17 protein-coding genes are annotated in these 15,461 nt (G+C 36.2%); 14 read left to right on the forward strand and 3 right to left on the reverse strand.

The genetic code is table 11. The features are described 5' to 3' along the window. Positions 1-58 precede the first annotated feature (58 nt). Both ACZ45G_RS09065 and ACZ45G_RS09070 read left to right on the forward strand, forming a co-directional pair. Positions 59-307, forward strand: coding sequence for a hypothetical protein (locus tag ACZ45G_RS09065; protein WP_464177220.1), 249 nt, complete (start codon positions 59-61; stop codon positions 305-307). Then, positions 297-647, forward strand: coding sequence for a type II toxin-antitoxin system PemK/MazF family toxin (locus ACZ45G_RS09070; protein WP_464177223.1), 351 nt, complete (start codon positions 297-299; stop codon positions 645-647). The genes ACZ45G_RS09065 and ACZ45G_RS09070 overlap by 11 nt, the downstream gene beginning before the upstream one ends. Positions 648-652: 5 nt before the next feature. Here the strand turns inward: ACZ45G_RS09070 and ACZ45G_RS09075 are convergent, their stop codons facing one another. Then, a complete protein-coding gene (locus ACZ45G_RS09075; protein WP_464177225.1) occupies positions 653-1,165 on the reverse strand; it encodes a hypothetical protein in 513 nt (170 codons plus the stop codon). A 197-nt stretch (positions 1,166-1,362) separates the two neighbouring features. Between ACZ45G_RS09075 and ACZ45G_RS09080 the strand changes: the two genes are divergently transcribed. The 5 genes from ACZ45G_RS09080 (at position 1,363) to ACZ45G_RS09100 (ending at position 6,847) form a co-directional block, all read left to right on the forward strand. Further along, complete coding sequence (locus ACZ45G_RS09080; RefSeq protein ID WP_464177227.1) at positions 1,363-1,893, forward strand: LPP20 family lipoprotein; 531 nt, start codon at positions 1,363-1,365, stop codon at positions 1,891-1,893. A gap of 87 nt (positions 1,894-1,980) precedes the next feature. Continuing rightward, positions 1,981-3,000 carry an OmpA/MotB family protein gene (locus tag ACZ45G_RS09085; protein WP_464177230.1) on the forward strand — a complete coding sequence of 340 codons (1,020 nt, stop codon included), beginning with the start codon at positions 1,981-1,983 and terminating at the stop codon, positions 2,998-3,000. Positions 3,001-3,342: 342 nt separating this feature from the next. Next, on the forward strand, positions 3,343-3,636 hold the full coding sequence (locus ACZ45G_RS09090) for a MarR family EPS-associated transcriptional regulator (RefSeq protein ID WP_464177232.1): 294 nt from the start codon (positions 3,343-3,345) through the stop codon (positions 3,634-3,636). A 147-nt stretch (positions 3,637-3,783) separates the two neighbouring features. Further along, complete coding sequence (locus tag ACZ45G_RS09095) at positions 3,784-5,136, forward strand: GumC domain-containing protein (protein WP_464177234.1); 1,353 nt, start codon at positions 3,784-3,786, stop codon at positions 5,134-5,136. 394 nt (positions 5,137-5,530) lie between these two features. Then, positions 5,531-6,847 carry an ISKra4 family transposase gene (locus ACZ45G_RS09100; RefSeq protein WP_464179907.1) on the forward strand — a complete coding sequence of 439 codons (1,317 nt, stop codon included), beginning with the start codon at positions 5,531-5,533 and terminating at the stop codon, positions 6,845-6,847. A 153-nt stretch (positions 6,848-7,000) separates the two neighbouring features. Here ACZ45G_RS09100 and ACZ45G_RS09105 read toward each other — a convergent pair whose 3' ends face one another. Beyond that, positions 7,001-8,521 carry a MarR family transcriptional regulator gene (locus ACZ45G_RS09105; RefSeq protein WP_464175045.1) on the reverse strand — a complete coding sequence of 507 codons (1,521 nt, stop codon included), beginning with the start codon at positions 8,519-8,521 and terminating at the stop codon, positions 7,001-7,003. Positions 8,522-8,927: 406 nt separating this feature from the next. Here ACZ45G_RS09105 and ACZ45G_RS09110 point away from each other — a divergent pair, with 406 nt between their 5' ends. Beyond that, positions 8,928-9,149, forward strand: a complete 222-nt coding sequence (locus ACZ45G_RS09110) for a hypothetical protein (protein WP_464177236.1) — start codon at positions 8,928-8,930, stop codon at positions 9,147-9,149. A 40-nt stretch (positions 9,150-9,189) separates the two neighbouring features. After that, entirely contained in the window at positions 9,190-9,495 is a 306-nt protein-coding gene (locus ACZ45G_RS09115; protein ID WP_464177238.1) for a hypothetical protein, read from the forward strand. A gap of 3 nt (positions 9,496-9,498) precedes the next feature. Here ACZ45G_RS09115 and ACZ45G_RS09120 read toward each other — a convergent pair whose 3' ends face one another. After that, positions 9,499-9,924, reverse strand: a complete 426-nt coding sequence (locus tag ACZ45G_RS09120; RefSeq protein WP_464177240.1) for a hypothetical protein — start codon at positions 9,922-9,924, stop codon at positions 9,499-9,501. A gap of 292 nt (positions 9,925-10,216) precedes the next feature. Here ACZ45G_RS09120 and ACZ45G_RS09125 point away from each other — a divergent pair, with 292 nt between their 5' ends. From ACZ45G_RS09125 to ACZ45G_RS09145, 5 genes are all read left to right on the forward strand, one after another. Then, positions 10,217-11,221 carry an N-acetylneuraminate synthase family protein gene (locus tag ACZ45G_RS09125; RefSeq protein ID WP_464177242.1) on the forward strand — a complete coding sequence of 335 codons (1,005 nt, stop codon included), beginning with the start codon at positions 10,217-10,219 and terminating at the stop codon, positions 11,219-11,221. Next, positions 11,215-12,369, forward strand: coding sequence for a UDP-N-acetylglucosamine 2-epimerase (neuC, locus tag ACZ45G_RS09130; protein WP_464177245.1), 1,155 nt, complete (start codon positions 11,215-11,217; stop codon positions 12,367-12,369). The genes ACZ45G_RS09125 and neuC overlap by 7 nt, the downstream gene beginning before the upstream one ends. An 8-nt stretch (positions 12,370-12,377) precedes the next feature. Beyond that, positions 12,378-13,334: an NAD(P)-dependent oxidoreductase gene (locus ACZ45G_RS09135; protein WP_464177247.1), complete on the forward strand. Its 957-nt coding sequence runs from the start codon at positions 12,378-12,380 to the stop codon at positions 13,332-13,334. An 84-nt stretch (positions 13,335-13,418) separates the two neighbouring features. Continuing rightward, positions 13,419-14,318 (forward strand): methyltransferase domain-containing protein, encoded by a 900-nt coding sequence (locus ACZ45G_RS09140; RefSeq protein ID WP_464177250.1) that lies wholly within the window; start codon positions 13,419-13,421, stop codon positions 14,316-14,318. Positions 14,319-14,345: 27 nt separating this feature from the next. Then, positions 14,346-15,455: a hypothetical protein gene (locus ACZ45G_RS09145; protein WP_464177252.1), complete on the forward strand. Its 1,110-nt coding sequence runs from the start codon at positions 14,346-14,348 to the stop codon at positions 15,453-15,455. The last annotated feature ends 6 nt before the right edge of the window (positions 15,456-15,461 follow it).

The raw sequence follows: 15,461 nt of genomic DNA on the forward strand, positions 1-15,461 counted from the left end.
TTGACAATGTGTTTTGCCGGGTGTATTATAATGCTTATAAAACCTTAAGGAGAATATTATGAGCACTGAAATGGTCAGATTAAACATTACACTTCCTTCTTCCATAACCGAAGAATTGAATCAGTTCGCCGCCCCCCGTAAAAGAAGCCAGTTTATTGCTGAAGCTATAAAATTGCGGATCAGACAGCTGAAAGACAAAAAGATAGAAGCATCTCTTGCAGAAGGGTATCTGGCAACAAAAAATGAAGGATTGGAAATAACAAAAGAATTTGAAGCCATTGATATAGAGAACTGGGATGAATATTAAACGGGGAGAAATATTTCTGGCAGCACTTGATCCTGTGATCGGTCATGAAATAGCAAAAACCAGGCCTGTAATTGTTGTATCCAATGATGTAGGTAATAAATATTCAGGAACTGTGACTATAATACCGGTTACTTCAAAGAACCTTAAAAAAATTTACCCTTTTGAAATTTATCTTCCCAAGGAAACCAGTAAGTTGCAAAAAGACGCTAAGGGAAAAGCTGATCAGATTAGGACCTTGGATAAACTAAGATTGATAAAACCAATTGGACGACTGAACAGTGAACTGCTGAAAAATGTGGATACTGCGATTAAAATTCATTTAAATTTAGACCGTGAATGATATCTCTATTTGAATAACATAAAAAAATCATGGAAAAATTCTTTTAGCTTGTGTTTGAATTTAAGGCCTTCCCATTGATCGGGAAATGCAATGGGGGAAAATTGAATTCGAGCCCTATACCCATATCCTCCCCGATCATCATCATAGGCCAGAATCGAAATATCCATTGGCGTTATAACCACGCCTTCATAGCTGACAATGGTGTCATGATTATGGGTTTTAACGGACTTTAATCCTTTGTTTTCCAGGACGTGTTTCAGGGCACTTTCTTTTACCCGTTTTTCAATGGCCTGTTTGGATTCCTGGCCATGGGAAGAAATGACACCTGAAATCTGTGAAAGTGAAAAATTTTCCGCCCTGAACTCATTTTCCGCTGGTACCATGGTGAGCCGCGCATCTGTTATTTGGTTCTTGCTTGACTTAAAATCATACCGGACATAATAATGGTCAATCCCTTCAGATGCCTTTGCCCAGGCATGAATCCCCACTGTCAGACACAGGAACATTATCACAGGCATAAAATATGATATTTTTTTTAAAAAGAAAGGCATGGATTTTGTATGTTTGTTGACAATGGTGTTCAGGTAATCCCAAATTAAAGTTAACAGCAATTCTTGACGATTCTCTGTTTATCATATAATTTTGTCTGGAAGCAATGTTAAAAGGGGACCGGTTTTTGTATCTCGGTTAATTAGGAAAGCAGAGGAAGAAAAAAATGAAAAAAATTGTGTTGCTGTTTGCAGGTCTTTTGGTCTTGTCTTTTTACGGATGTTCAACAACCTCCAATTCAACCGCCAGCAATCCCGGCGGGGTTCTGGGGGCTCCAGGGGGCAGTGCCGATAACCACAAGGTTGTGAGTTTTTATGTCACCGGCAAAGGGCTTGAACCTGAAAATGCCCTTACCAAGGGGGAAGCGGTTTTGATGGCTGAACGGGCAGCTGTGGCAGATGGTTACCGTCAGCTTGTGGAAAAAGTCCGGGGTGTCTATGTGGACGCTTTTATGAAGGCCGGCAGGGGAACCGTGAATCATGACGAGATTCAAATTCATACCCAGTCCTGGCTGCGGGGAACCGAAGTCATGGAAATCACCCAGGGAGAATACGGCATTACAAATGCCAGACTGCGGTTGAGGATTAATTTCTCCAAAGACGGAATGGTCTGGTGGCCCGTGGGGATCGGTGAAAATGTTCAACCGGTTCTGACGTCACGCAATTCTATTACATCTTCTGATTCTACCACTAGGTGAGCCCTTCCCAAGGAAGGACGGCTGAATAAATTAAGATAGCGGTTAAAATGGGTTTTATTACCCTGAAATTTTGTTCTGGAGGGTGTTATGAGAAGGGTATGGTCAAATATCAGGTTCCGGGTGTTTGTTATGTTTTTGGCGTTGTCCTTGGTGGCAGGCCTTTTTTTCTCTCAACCTTTAACAGCGGGGTTTCATGAAGAAAAACTTATCTCTACAGATAGCTATTCGACCCTGGAATTGGAATTTCTTCTGGAAGAATACAAAACCAAGATTATGGTTTTGGGTACCCAGGTAACAGAGATTGAAAAGGACATAGACTGGCTGATACTAAAAATTAACCGACTCAAGGATGCCGGACAAAAACCACCCCAGGATCTCGTGGCCTCGGTCACCGCCAAAGAAGAAAAAATTAAAATACTGCTCAAAGAAAAAACCAGGTTGGAAAACCTTTCTTCCATTTATTCGAAATCCTATGATTTAAGAATGAAAACGGAACGGACTCAAACCCTGGCCGCCATAATTGGCAGCCAAAAAATAGAAGCCAAAGAAAAAACAACCAAAGCCGAAGTCGCCCAAGCAATAGTCGCCAAAACAATAGTCGCCGAGAAAAGTTCTCCGGCAGTTTTAAAAAAAAAGAGTCTCCCCAAACCCGTTGCGATCCAATCCAATACAATTAAAAGATTTAAGATCGAGGCCGCAGTTAAACGAGCAGATCTTGATGACTGGGTGGTGGTAAATGGGGATGATACCTGCCTTCGAATCGAAACCACTCTCCCCATTCTTTTTTCATCCGGAAGTGCAACGGTGGCCAAAGAGTACCAGCCTTTTTTAAAAAAACTGGCTTCCTTTTTAAAACCCTATGATGTCAAGGTCTTGGTGAACGGTTATGCCGATACCGTCCCCATAAGTTCCAACCAATACCCCTCCAATTTTGAACTGGGGGCTGCAAGGGCTGCCAATATTGTCCATCAACTTGTGAATCAGGGCCTTAAGCCCTCTATTTTTAAAATTGAAACCACGGGTGAATACAGGTTTGCCGCCAAAGAGTCTTCCCAGCAAAAATCCTTCGAAAGGCGTGCCCAGGTCACAGTGATTTTTACCGGGTAGCAACATTATTTATAGTTCCGATTTTTTATAGGTGTTATTATCTTTTAATAGCGCCTATTTTTTTGTTTATGGTGCCAGATTTTGCCAACACCTATTCAGCGTTATTCAAAACCATGCCTTGATCAGAATTTGAGAATTAACCAGCTCGGGACAATTTTATGTTAGGCCGTCGTTGTGCAGTGTCAAATAATACAAAAAATATGCTTTCGCCTTGACCTTTTTGGTGTTATTAAATATAAGTTCAACCCATGAACATCGTTTTTGATGACGAGATCAGATTGAGGTTGCTTAAGCTTTTGCATAAAGAGTCCCGACTGACCCAAAGAGAAATGACCCAAAAAAATGGGGATTAGTCTTGGGAAAATAAATTATTGCATTTCAGAGCTTGCCCAAAAGGGAATAATCAAGGTCAAAAGATTTAAAAAATCCACAAACAAATCAGCGTATATGTACCATCTAACGCCATTCGGATTGGAAGAGATGACGACCCAGACCTTAAGGTTTTTGAAGACTAAAATCAGGGAATATGACCTGATTAAAACGGAAATTAAAGTCCTTTTAGAGCAGATTCACGAAATTGATCTTGAACTTTCCAATGACCCTGATTTGTTAGAGAATTTGAAAAAAATAAGCTGAGTGTTGTTGTGATTGAAGTGAGAATTTGTTGGTAGCGTTTGGTTATCATCCAGTGAGGATGTAACCGAAAGGGCGGAGCTATATCTTGCTTGGGGGGAAAAAGTACCCATTTCTGAAAAATGCTATAGAATGATATAGGGGATTGTTATGCCAAATGAAATTGAAGTTTTCAAAGAGAATGATGAAATTGAATTGATGGATTTGTTTTTGGTTCTTTGGAGAAGAAAATCGATCATCATTGGGATTGTTCTTTTTTCCGTGGTGTGTGCCCTTCTTTTGATTACGTTTCAAAAAAAAGAACTGAGAACTGAAATGGTAATTGGATTGAATTTTGAGGGAATTAACAAAGGGATTTACCCTGATGGCAGCATCTTTGAGAGCATTGATATCATTTCCCCTAATGTATTAAGTAAATTGAATCTAAATATCGATTTGTCCGGCCATGTCTTTGTTGAAGCATTAATTCCGAACCAGATGCAATTGAAGTTAAAAGAAGATTCGGCATATATTTATTATCCCAATAGATTTAAAATTGTACTGCTCGAGTATGAACCTGCATTGTTTGATTCCAACAAGGAGAGGGCTGACACTTTAAAGGCTATTGCAAAAGCGTTTAAAATAAATTTTGAAAAGAAATTCATCGAAGAATCCGCGATCTCAATTCAATTTCCAGATGATTTTATTAATACAAGCGAATACGATGACGTAACCTATGTTATTGAAAATAATATTAATTTAACTGAATCAATAATAGCGAGAAAAAGTGAAATTACCGGGGCATTTAAATCCAAGGAAAATAGGTACATTTTTTCTGACCTTTTAAGCCAATTGATTGTGTTAAGACGTGTTGATTTTAAAAATGTTGTTTCTGAAATCAAGACTCGCCATCTTGCAAAGAATAAAGAACGTCTTCTTGCCAGAATTTCAGAAGATATAAAAGACCTTGAGTATGAACGGTTGAAAAGTGAAAAAATGGCTAAAGTCTCATACGACCTGTTAGCGTCAGTAAAAGATAGCGCAAAAGTAAGCAGAACCGGCCAAGTCCCCGGGCAAGCAGAAACAAAAATTGAAATTGATTCGACATTTTATGAAAAACTAAAAGAAAATGAGTATATTTTTTACCTGATAAAATTATCTCTTGATGCTGAGAACAAAGCAATAGAAAATAGTGTAAAGATTAGCCAGTTAAAAGATCGATTGGACGGAATAAAAAATAATGGAATAAACTTCGAAAGAAATGATAAAGAGATAACAGGCCGGTTAATTTCTATTCAGAATAAATTATTAGAGATTGTCAAAAGTACAAATACCCTTAACCGGGAATATCTTGAATTGAAATTTGGGCAGGCGATTTATATTGGCAATACTCCCGAATATATACAAAAGAATCAATACGATCCAAAATTGATTCTGCCGCTGACATTTGTCGGGGCTCTTTTCTTCAGTGTGTTTTTATCATTTCTAGTGGACTATGTGATTCGGTATAAGAAAAACGATTAACGTTGCTCTAAAAAAATAATTAAGAGAATTTTTGGGATGAAAAGATTCAAAATTAAGTAATCAGAATAGGCTTAAAGAAAAAGATATTTACTATCTAACACCGTTGCATCTGGGATGCATTACCTGTTTCTCCCCAGAAATCTATGAAAATAGGAGGAAATTTTATAAATATTGGCAATAACTGCTGATAAAGCTTCTTCACGAAGAGTAGATCGATTAGACAACAACTGCGATCTGTAATATTGTACCATGGGTAATAGACCTTGATTTTTTAAAGGGAGGAAATCCCATGTTAGCAGAAATTCAAGCCACACCTATAGATTCAGAAAGCTGGAAATTAAACTTTTTATCATTCGTCAGTAATCGTTTGGATCAGATCGAAAAGGATGACTCAATGGAATCCATAACAGATATATCGAAAAGCCTTTTTACAAACCGTTCAGAAATAATGGGGCAAGCGGCTTTAGCAATCATCGAGAAAAAATATGGACATCTGCTTGAGCAACAATATTGTCAATGTCCGAAGTGCCATCAGCAAACTAAAGCTAAGTCCGAAAAAGTCAAATGTGACATTGATACGCTTGTTGGACCGGTGACTTTATATCGGCCTTATTTTTACTGTAAGCCCTGCGGCTTTGGATTTTATCCCTTGGATAATGTATTGGGGCTTTCTAATAGGAAAATACAGTCAGATATCCAAGAATTAGAGGCGTGGTTAGCAGCCGAAATGCCTTATGAAACATCCGTTGAAGCCCTTGAACGATGTGCGGGTATTAAAGTGAGTAACCACCATGCCCACGATGTTGTCAATGAAATTGCCGATGATATACATTTGCTGGATATTTGCCCTGATAAAGTCGAGATTCAGCATAAAATTGACGTACTTTCAGAAGGTAGATTTCGTCGTCCTGTTTTAATGATCGGTATAGACGGTGCCCATGCACCAACCCGTCGTGAACCAAGTCCAAGAAAGGGAAAAAGAGGTAAGGGCGAATGGAAAGAAGTTAAAGGTTTTCGCATATATCTGCTTGATAATAAAGATATGGTCCATTTAATCAGTTGGCATCAAATTAAAAGTGATAAAGAACTTGCGAACGATCTTTTAGAAATCAAGCAGGCCGGGTTGATTCCTGAAGACAAAGTCCGCATATGTTTTATTGGAGACGGTGCACCTTGGATTTGGAATCGAGCAAAGGAAATTTATCCTGATGCTAAAAAAGTATTGGATTATTATCATTGCAGCGAATACTTAAATGACTTGGCCAATGCTCAATACGGCAAAAGCAACCAGAAAGCACGGGAGTGGGTAGAGGCCACGCTTACTCGTCTTTTCCTGAACAAGGCAGATCGAATTATTTCCGGAATCAAACGAATGAAACCAAAATCAGATGCAGCCAAAGATCAAATTAAAAAAACCGTTCGATACCTCACCGAGCGTATAGAGATGATCAATTATGGCTCATTGAAGCGTGGAGGTTACCACATTGGCAGTGGTGGTATAGAAAGTTCAAATAAGTTTATCTCCAATGTCCGCCTCAAACGTTCAGGTGCTTGGTGGTATCCAACAAATGCAAATAATATTTTGAAGCTACGATGTGCAAAATACAATAAAACCTTCGATCGAATTATGGAAAACAGAACAAGACAGATTGAACAGGGTCGCATTCATAAACAACTACCTAAACTTCGTCTCATTGTAGACAATTCGTGAGAAACAGGTAATGCTCCCGTTGCATCTACCGATGGCCTTTGCCGATTTGGGATATAAGGCTTGCAGAATAAAATAATTCCCCATTTAGTAGACAACCGCATTTCTTTATGTTAGTTTCTTATCTCTTATATTCGTGTTTTTTTGGCAAAAGAATTATGCAAATGGCTCATAAGCCTTTGACAATTCAGGGATTATAACCATTGTTTTAACTTTCATCCCCATGGTAATTACTTGGCTTCCAAAACGAGTCAAATAGTATTTATAAGTGTGGGCAACTTTTTTGATCATACCGTGTGTATGCAATCTTTTTAAGGTTCTTGATACTTGACTGCTGGAGTAGTTTTTAAGCTTACTACGGAGATTTTTATTCTGGAAGCCACTGATTGTAAACTCACCGGACATTATTGTTTGCAATACGTTCATGTCATCTTCGTTGAAAAAGTTAAACCCCTTGAATGGCCGGTTGTTTTGAACAACGGTCTCTGAGATTTTTTTAAGTTTTTTTATACCAACACTCGGATCAACTATATCTGAAATGAATTTTAAAAAACGTTTGTTTGCATTCAATAATATGCCGGTTAAAGGCCCCAAACTGTATAGTCCTTTTTTCATACCTGTAAGTTTCATGGAGCTTGTTCCATCTCGATGTTCTACCTTTCGGTAGTGCCTAAAAAAAGAGACATCATTGGTCGTTGTTTCTATCCTGAGAATGATACCGTGTTTATCATACATTTTTATTGAGGTGGACCCCATTCTAAATTTGATGCATGTCCCCTCTATCCTTGTAGAAAAATTATTGCCCATTTCATCCTGATATTGTGGATCGAGTTTTCGGCCAAGAAAAGTAGCGATGTTTTCAGGTTTGACTGAATGAATAGCAGTACGGGTTAAATTTTCATAAATTAGTTTCAAATCTTCTTGACGTTTGAAAATAATATCGGTCGCATATTCAACCTGCATGATGCTCCAATGATAACCCATAGGAAAATGTTTGATAACCGGACAATAACGGTTTGCAAGTTCATTTAGCTTTTCATGTATTTGAACAATATTTAGAGCATCGCTGATTTCTTGAGCAGCTTCAAAGGATTCAGTTTTCATGATTGCATTGTCCCTTATTACACTTTGAATGCCTTTTCGTTTCATAGCAGCATCAAGGACATTATGGCCATTAAAATAAATTTGTAATCGAAACGGACACCATGTAGGAACCCTGACATAACAAAGGCCCAAATTCTCATCAATAAAATAAAAATAATAATGCAAACATTTCCCCAAAATTGATTTCAGATATGTTTTGCCAGTTTTTTTATTGTGCCAAGGTTTGTAGGAAGGACATGCTTCCATGGCCGAAATAATATGAACAAGACCGGAATGATCACCTCTTTTTTTGATGATATCTTTTATTATTTTTTCTTTCCGAATTTTTCTCTTTGGAAGAAATTGAATCTGGATTTCATTATTTAAAGCAACTTTTTCAGCATTATTTCGGAGTTCTTCTTTGAAAGGTTCGGCAAATTTTGGGTAATCAAAAATTCTAACTTTATTTGAATAAAGATAACTGGTCATGCCTTTTGCGTAACAGATTCCGGGAACAGTACCTTGAATAATGACACGATCGTAACAATGTAAAACACCAGATATTTGTTTGGAGTATCTTTCTGTAAAAAGCATACTTGACCTCCTTTGGGTTAGGCACGGTTTCCAGTGGAGGTTTGATTGCCTTGTAAAGAGCGTATTTTTGATCATTTTTTACAAACTCTTGCCGAATGGAATGATAGAACAGCAACTGTTTGAGGGAGCGAAGCGAGAGAGTTTTGCTGTTCAAATGAAATGAGGGTAGAGTTTGTTAAAATGATCAAATCAACGATTGCAAGGTGATCAGACCGGAACGGGTCTTGACCAAATTCTTCTTATTGGATATTCATTATACATTCGCTTATTATTAAATGAAACCTTTTTGGTTCTGGCTTGTCCAGGTTAGGGGATAATAAATCCCTATAACATAAGGAGCCCATCATGGAAAAGGACGCCTACCAAAAGGCCATTAGATTCAGAAGCCAAAATATTTGCAGGTAAAATGGATTCATACCAAACTGTTGTCAGTCAAATGCATAGTGCCGGCGTTTTAATCGGCATGACTCCAAAAACAGAGATTGTCGGAGTCGCAGACGGTGGCAAAGGGCTCAGCGAAGAACTGAAAAGGCAATTTCCCTCTATGCAATTTATATTGGATAAATCTCATTTCCGTGATCATTTATATGACACTGCAGAAGCCCTCGGAATAAAACAGGAGAAATAATCCACGACTCAAAGCAGTTGCAAATGGGAACGTTGACGAGGTGCTAAAAAAATTTGAAGTTGAGAACAAAAAGGATCCGATTCATCGACGAACCCGAGTAATTGGATACATCAAGCGTTTTAAAGATGCACTGGATTACAATAAATTTAAATCAAAAGGCTATCCAATCGGATCTGGTGAAATAGAAAGTGCACATAAATCAATTCCCCAAAAACGGTTAAAAATACCGGGAGCAAGCTGGCGAAGTGATTCTATAAATCCAATATTTTCCTTACGCATTTTAAGAGCAAATGGCTGGTGGGAAGAATTTTGGGATAATCGGATTGAGGAGATGGCAGCAGCATGATTACTACAACGGGGTTGATTTATACCCCCTACGGTGTACTTCTTTCGCTGTTATGGGCGAATAAAGGCTCGTAGTATGAAAAGTTGGATCTGTTTGGCTGATTGGATCGACTATTTTTTTGATATCTTCAAGTAAATTTGGATAATGTTTTTCACTGCATTTTCGACCACGATCAGAAAAAATATCGATATATGTAATTCCGGCTTTAAGCTCTTTCGTGCCCTTAAAAATTGTTTTCCGATCCCATCCAAGTTCCTTTTCGGCTTTTAGTTGCCTTCCATATCCTAAACGGGAAACTACACGAGCCATAAATTGTCGACGTTCATGGCCTTTTAATTTTTTTCTTGTTTTATTTAAAAAAAATTTAACTGCTGGGGATAAATTTTCAAGATTAGGTAAATCGCTAATATGATTATTCTGATCAGACATGGTCTCTCTTTTTATTTAGGTTTCCATGTTGGCTATAAATCATACTGCTCGGCTTGTTTATCGATTTTTAAATTTTTGCGGAATTATTTGTTTCTGGTAGCCTAAAAGAGGACAATTCATTGTATTAGAAGATTACTCGTCCAGAATATTCAGTATTCCCATGCATATTTCTTTGACTGAAAAAGAGCAGCTTCAAATTTATAATAACATTATCTCCCCTGTTGAAATGAGAGGCATCTAAGCTTAGTATGACCAAATCAAAGTTGTTTAATCTTTTTAAGGAAGAAAAATAATGGGTGTTTTTATTGTTGCAGAAATAGGTCAGGTACACGATGGCAGTTTGGGTATATTGCATTCTTATATAGATGCAGTTGCCAATACGGGTGTAAATGCCATAAAATTTCAGACCCATATTGCAAATGCTGAAAGTAGTATTCATGAGCCTTTTAGAATTAAGTTTTCATATGAAGATAAAACCCGTTATGATTATTGGAAACGGATGGAATTTACACTGTCGCAATGGAAAGAAATCAAACAACATTGCGATGATAAAAATCTTCTGTTTTTGAGTTCACCATTTTCAAATGCAGCAGTAGATTTATTGGAAGAGGTTGGTGTTAAAAAATATAAGGTAGGCTCTGGAGAAGTTAATAATTTTTTGTTACTTGAGAAAATCGCAAGAACGGGAAAAGAAATACTTTTTTCGAGTGGCATGAGCAGTTTTCAGGAATTGGATGAGGCCATTGAATTCATTAAAGAGTACAATAATAAATTTTCAATTATGCAATGCTCGACACAATATCCAACATTGCCTGAAAATTCAGGATTGAATGTCATTCAGGAGATGAAGGGTAGATATAATTGCCCGGTTGGATTATCTGACCATTCAGGAACCATTTATCCTTCGATTGCAGCTGTGGCGCTTGGAGCGGATTTGATAGAGGTTCATACGGTGTTTAATAAGAAAATGTTTGGACCGGATACTTCTTCTTCCATAACAATTGAAGAACTAAAGCTTCTTGTTGATGGTGTAAAATTTATTGAGGCATCGTTAAAAAATTCGGTGGATAAAAATGACAATTCACAATATAAAAGATTGAAAACAATTTTTGAAAAAAGTCTGGCGGTGAATAAACATTTATCTGCCGGTCATATTATACGATTTGAGGATCTTGAGTCAAAGAAACCTCTTGGACATGGAATCCCATCTAAACAGTACAAAGATGTTATTGGGAAAAGGCTTAAAGCCGAAAAGGTCATGTATGATTTTTTAAAAGTGGAAGATCTCATATGGTAAAACGAAAAATATGCGTCGTTGTTGCAAGCAGGGCTAATTATGGTCGGGTAAAGTATTTAATGAAAGCCATTGATGAACACCCTGAGTTGGAACTCCAATTGATTGTTGGTGCATCTACACTTCTATACCGCTTTGGCGAAGCTGTAAATGTGATAAAGAAAGACGGATTCGAGCCGGTACGGAAATTATATTATATCGTTGAGGGTGATACACTTTCAACTCAGGCTAAATCTACAGGACTTGGAATTGTGGAGCTTTCGACAGCTTTTGAAGACCTTAAACCAGATATTGTGGTTACCGTAGCGGATAGGTTTGAAACAATGGCTACTGCAATTGCATCAACATATATGAATATCCCCCTTGCCCATCTTCAAGGTGGGGAAGTTTCAGGTAATATTGATGATAAGGTTCGTCATGCTATTACTAAACTTGCAGATATACATTTTCCATCTTCAGAGCAGTCAATGGAGCGGATTATTAGAATGGGAGAAAATCCTGCAACAGTTTTTAACTTTGGATGTCCTGCAATGGACATATTACAGCATGAAAATATGACAATCAATAATGAAAAAATGTCTTCATATGGTGGTACCGGAGGCCCTGTTGATTGGAATAAACCCTATATTCTGATGGTACAGCACCCTGTCACAACAAGTTACGGACAGGGGTTTGAACAAGCGCAGGAGACTCTCTATGCACTCGTACGATTTAAGGAGATTCAGAAAATTGTTCTTTGGCCCAATATAGATGCTGGAACAGATGATGTATCAAAGGGGATTCGTGTTTTCAGGGAAATGCATAGAGAAGAGCATTTTCATTATTTTAGAAATTTTTCGCCTGAAGATTATGCCAGAGTACTTAAAAATTCGGTATGTACGGTTGGAAATTCATCTTCATTTATCAGGGAAGGTAGTTTTTTAGGCGTGCCTTCGGTTATTGTCGGAGATCGGCAAGAGGATAGGGAACATGGCGAAAATGTAGTTTTTAGTGATTATCATCGCGATGATATTTTCAAGGCTATTGAGATGCATTTAAGCCATGGCACTTACGGTGATAATAAGTTATTTGGTGAAGGCGATGCAGGAACAAAAATTGCTGAAAAACTTTCAAAAATTAGTATTACAAATAAAAAGAAAATTACATATTAGAGACTTTTATGCCGGATACAATTCTTATATTGGAACCATTGAATTATAACCCTGATGCCGTTAAAGTTTATTCCAGGCTTGGGACTGTAAGAGACGTTGATAACGGGGTTGATTCAATTAAAGACAAAAGAACTGTTGACACACTTGTCTGCAGATTAGGTTACCATTTAAATGATAATTTTCTGGGAATGTTTCCAAATTTAAAGTTTATAGTGAGTCCCACAACCGGATTGAATCATATTGATCAGACCTATTGTGAAAATAATGATATTTCTATTATCAGTCTCAAAGGGGAAGCAGATTTTCTTGATTCGATCAGATCGACCAGCGAACACACCATTTCGTTGATCCTTTCACTGGTACGCAATATTGTTCCGAGTGTAAATTCAGTTGTTAGAGGCAATCAATGGGATAGAGAGCGGTTTAAGGGCAGAGAATTGTCATCATTATCAATTGGTATCCTGGGGGTCGGCAGAATCGGAAAACACATCATTGATTATGCCAGGGCATTTAATATGTCAGTTTTTGCATGTGATCCATATAAATCATTAGGGTATCTGAAAGATCAAAATGTGACAGTCTGCTCAAAAGATGAACTTTTTACCAGGTCTGATATTGTGACTGTTCATGTGGATTACTGTTCTGAAAACATTGGAATGATAACCCTCAGAGAATTTAACCTTATGAAGCCGGGAAGTTATTTTGTTAATACATCCAGAGGCGAACTGGTTGATGAAGATGATCTTATTAAGTCGATGGATAGCGGAGTACTTAAAGGGGCTGCACTGGATGTTGTTTCAAATGAACAGAATCTTGATGGTCTATTTGATAAAAGAATCATGCAATATGCTAAAGATAATCCCAATCTTATTATTACACCGCATATTGGCGGATGCACCTCTGATGCCATGTGGAATACGGAATTGTTTGTGGCCAGAAAGTTTGAAAATACAATCCGAAAATAAAAAAAGAAAGAGTATGTAAAATTTAGGGGGATGCTTTTTTTGACAGCTAATACTATTATTAAAAAAATAGGTAAAAAATAAAAAATGATTAATTTTAATTATGAAAGTCAGCCAAAGGATACCATTTGGAAATGTAATTTATGTTCAAATACTCATTCTATATTGATTTCCAAAAAAGATAGGTATGGGTTCAATGTTTCTGTTCATTTATGCTTGAACTGTGGATTGATATATTTTTCTCCGAGAATGAAACCCGATGGATATAAATTGTTTTATAGGGATTACTATAGACCATTAGTAAGTAGTTTTTATAAAAAAACAATAGATGCGAATTCAATAAAAGACGGTCAAAAAGAATATTCACATGAAATTATAGATTGGATTTTCCCATACATAAAAACTAAAAAGAAACAAATAAATTTATTGGATATTGGCGGGTCGACAGGAGTCGTGGCACTTACTATTAAAGAAGATCTGAAAAAATATGATCTAAATATTGAGGCAACGGTTATAGATCCGTCCCCAACAGAGTTATCGGTGGCAAAAAAGAGTGGATTAAATACAATTGAAGGATTAATTGAAGAAGTTGATATAGAAAAGAAAGAATGGGATTTAATCTTGCTTTGTCAAACGGTTGATCATCTGCTTGATGTTAAAAATACTATTAAACGTATTCGTGATATTATGTCATCAAATAGTTTGTTTTTTATAGATATAGTGGATATTGAGTTTATGATTAATGATAGAGGCCTACAAAAATCTCTAAAAATTGATCATCCTTACAACTTTTCTAGAAATACTATTATGCCTTTTTTGCAAGAAATGGGTTTAAGTGTTATTGCTGAAGCAATTCTTTTAGACGGCCATTTGATAGGGTTTCTTTGTGTAAAATCATCTTCTATTGGTAAAATGTCAAATAGAAAACATGCTGAAAAATTGTTAGGAAAAATAAGATCAGAGCAAGCTCAGAATGGGTTGAAATAAAAAATGAAACTATATCTGGGAAATTGCTTGGCTCGTTATTTATATTATAGAGATAAAGATAATAAAAAAAAATATAAATGGTGTACAAATTACCGTTACATTCAGAATACTAAATGTACAAAGCTGTTAGAAAATGAAGATGTTGTTTTTAACATAAATCGATATGTGGATTTAGTAACAGATTATAAATATTCGACTATTTTTCTACCAATGTCTCAATTTTTTGTTCGAGATTATTATGTGAGAAAAAAAAATATTTATACTGAATTAAATAACTACGATAAAGCCCAATGGGAATGTTTAAGTAAGAAATTATCAATAAATTATTATCAATATTATATAGAAACAATAATTGCTTTAAGAAAAATTAATCCAGATACTAAAATAATTACATTTTTAAAAACAATTCCAGATTCAAATCTAAATAATTGCAATTACGGTAACTTTAGTTATCAATTTAATGAGGAAAATCTCAATAGAGACAAATATACTAAACTATATTTACTGGATAATGTCGATATTATTGATGAAGCAGCAATAGCCAATAGGTTGGTACGAAGAAAAAATGATTTAGATGTTTTGTTTCCTTGGTTGTCATATAATTCGAAAAATAAATATTTTTTTAGAGATTTAAACCATTATTCAGAATATTATATAGATGCGTTGCATTTACAAAGTCAAAAGATTAAGAAAAAAAATGTATCTTGGGGTGTTGGGACTTTGGAATTGATAAAAGAAAAGTCACAGCCAATATATCGTAAATTGTTTACTAATAAATATGATATTTTAGCCAATTCAATTTTACGTGCTAAATCAGGTGAACAAATAAATCAATTGTTTGAGAAACCAAATTTGACTATGACCGAAATATTTAATGACGCAATTACTGCATATGTAAGAAACGATAATATTAAGGGTTACTATTTAACTCTTAATATTACAGGTTATCAAAGCCTTGTGACAAATTTATGCTATAAGATAGCAGAGTTTAATATGCAAGGTTCTTCAATGCTAAAAGAGTTAAAAACACTATATTTAACTTTCTATAATTCTGTACCTTTTAATTCACCTGTAAGAACTTTTTTTAAATCATATTTGGATATGATTTATGATATAGAAAAAATCAATAAAGATTGAAGCTAT

This window comes from Desulfoconvexum algidum (assembly GCF_055382125.1).

Coding starts and splice junctions, on each gene's coding strand:
- ACZ45G_RS09080 (WP_464177227.1), top strand. CDS start 1,363: ATGAAAAAAATTGTGTTGCTGTTTGCAGGTCTTTTGGTCTTGTCTTTT.
- ACZ45G_RS09065 (WP_464177220.1), top strand. CDS start 59: ATGAGCACTGAAATGGTCAGATTAAACATTACACTTCCTTCTTCCATA.
- ACZ45G_RS09105 (WP_464175045.1), bottom strand. CDS start 8,521: ATGCTTTTTACAGAAAGATACTCCAAACAAATATCTGGTGTTTTACAT.
- ACZ45G_RS09100 (WP_464179907.1), top strand. CDS start 5,531: ATGGAATCCATAACAGATATATCGAAAAGCCTTTTTACAAACCGTTCA.
- ACZ45G_RS09075 (WP_464177225.1), bottom strand. CDS start 1,165: ATGCCTGTGATAATGTTCCTGTGTCTGACAGTGGGGATTCATGCCTGG.
- ACZ45G_RS09110 (WP_464177236.1), top strand. CDS start 8,928: ATGGATTCATACCAAACTGTTGTCAGTCAAATGCATAGTGCCGGCGTT.
- ACZ45G_RS09140 (WP_464177250.1), top strand. CDS start 13,419: ATGATTAATTTTAATTATGAAAGTCAGCCAAAGGATACCATTTGGAAA.
- ACZ45G_RS09070 (WP_464177223.1), top strand. CDS start 297: ATGAATATTAAACGGGGAGAAATATTTCTGGCAGCACTTGATCCTGTG.
- ACZ45G_RS09090 (WP_464177232.1), top strand. CDS start 3,343: ATGGGGATTAGTCTTGGGAAAATAAATTATTGCATTTCAGAGCTTGCC.
- ACZ45G_RS09085 (WP_464177230.1), top strand. CDS start 1,981: ATGAGAAGGGTATGGTCAAATATCAGGTTCCGGGTGTTTGTTATGTTT.
- neuC (WP_464177245.1), top strand. CDS start 11,215: ATGGTAAAACGAAAAATATGCGTCGTTGTTGCAAGCAGGGCTAATTAT.
- ACZ45G_RS09120 (WP_464177240.1), bottom strand. CDS start 9,924: ATGTCTGATCAGAATAATCATATTAGCGATTTACCTAATCTTGAAAAT.
- ACZ45G_RS09095 (WP_464177234.1), top strand. CDS start 3,784: ATGCCAAATGAAATTGAAGTTTTCAAAGAGAATGATGAAATTGAATTG.
- ACZ45G_RS09135 (WP_464177247.1), top strand. CDS start 12,378: ATGCCGGATACAATTCTTATATTGGAACCATTGAATTATAACCCTGAT.
- ACZ45G_RS09125 (WP_464177242.1), top strand. CDS start 10,217: ATGGGTGTTTTTATTGTTGCAGAAATAGGTCAGGTACACGATGGCAGT.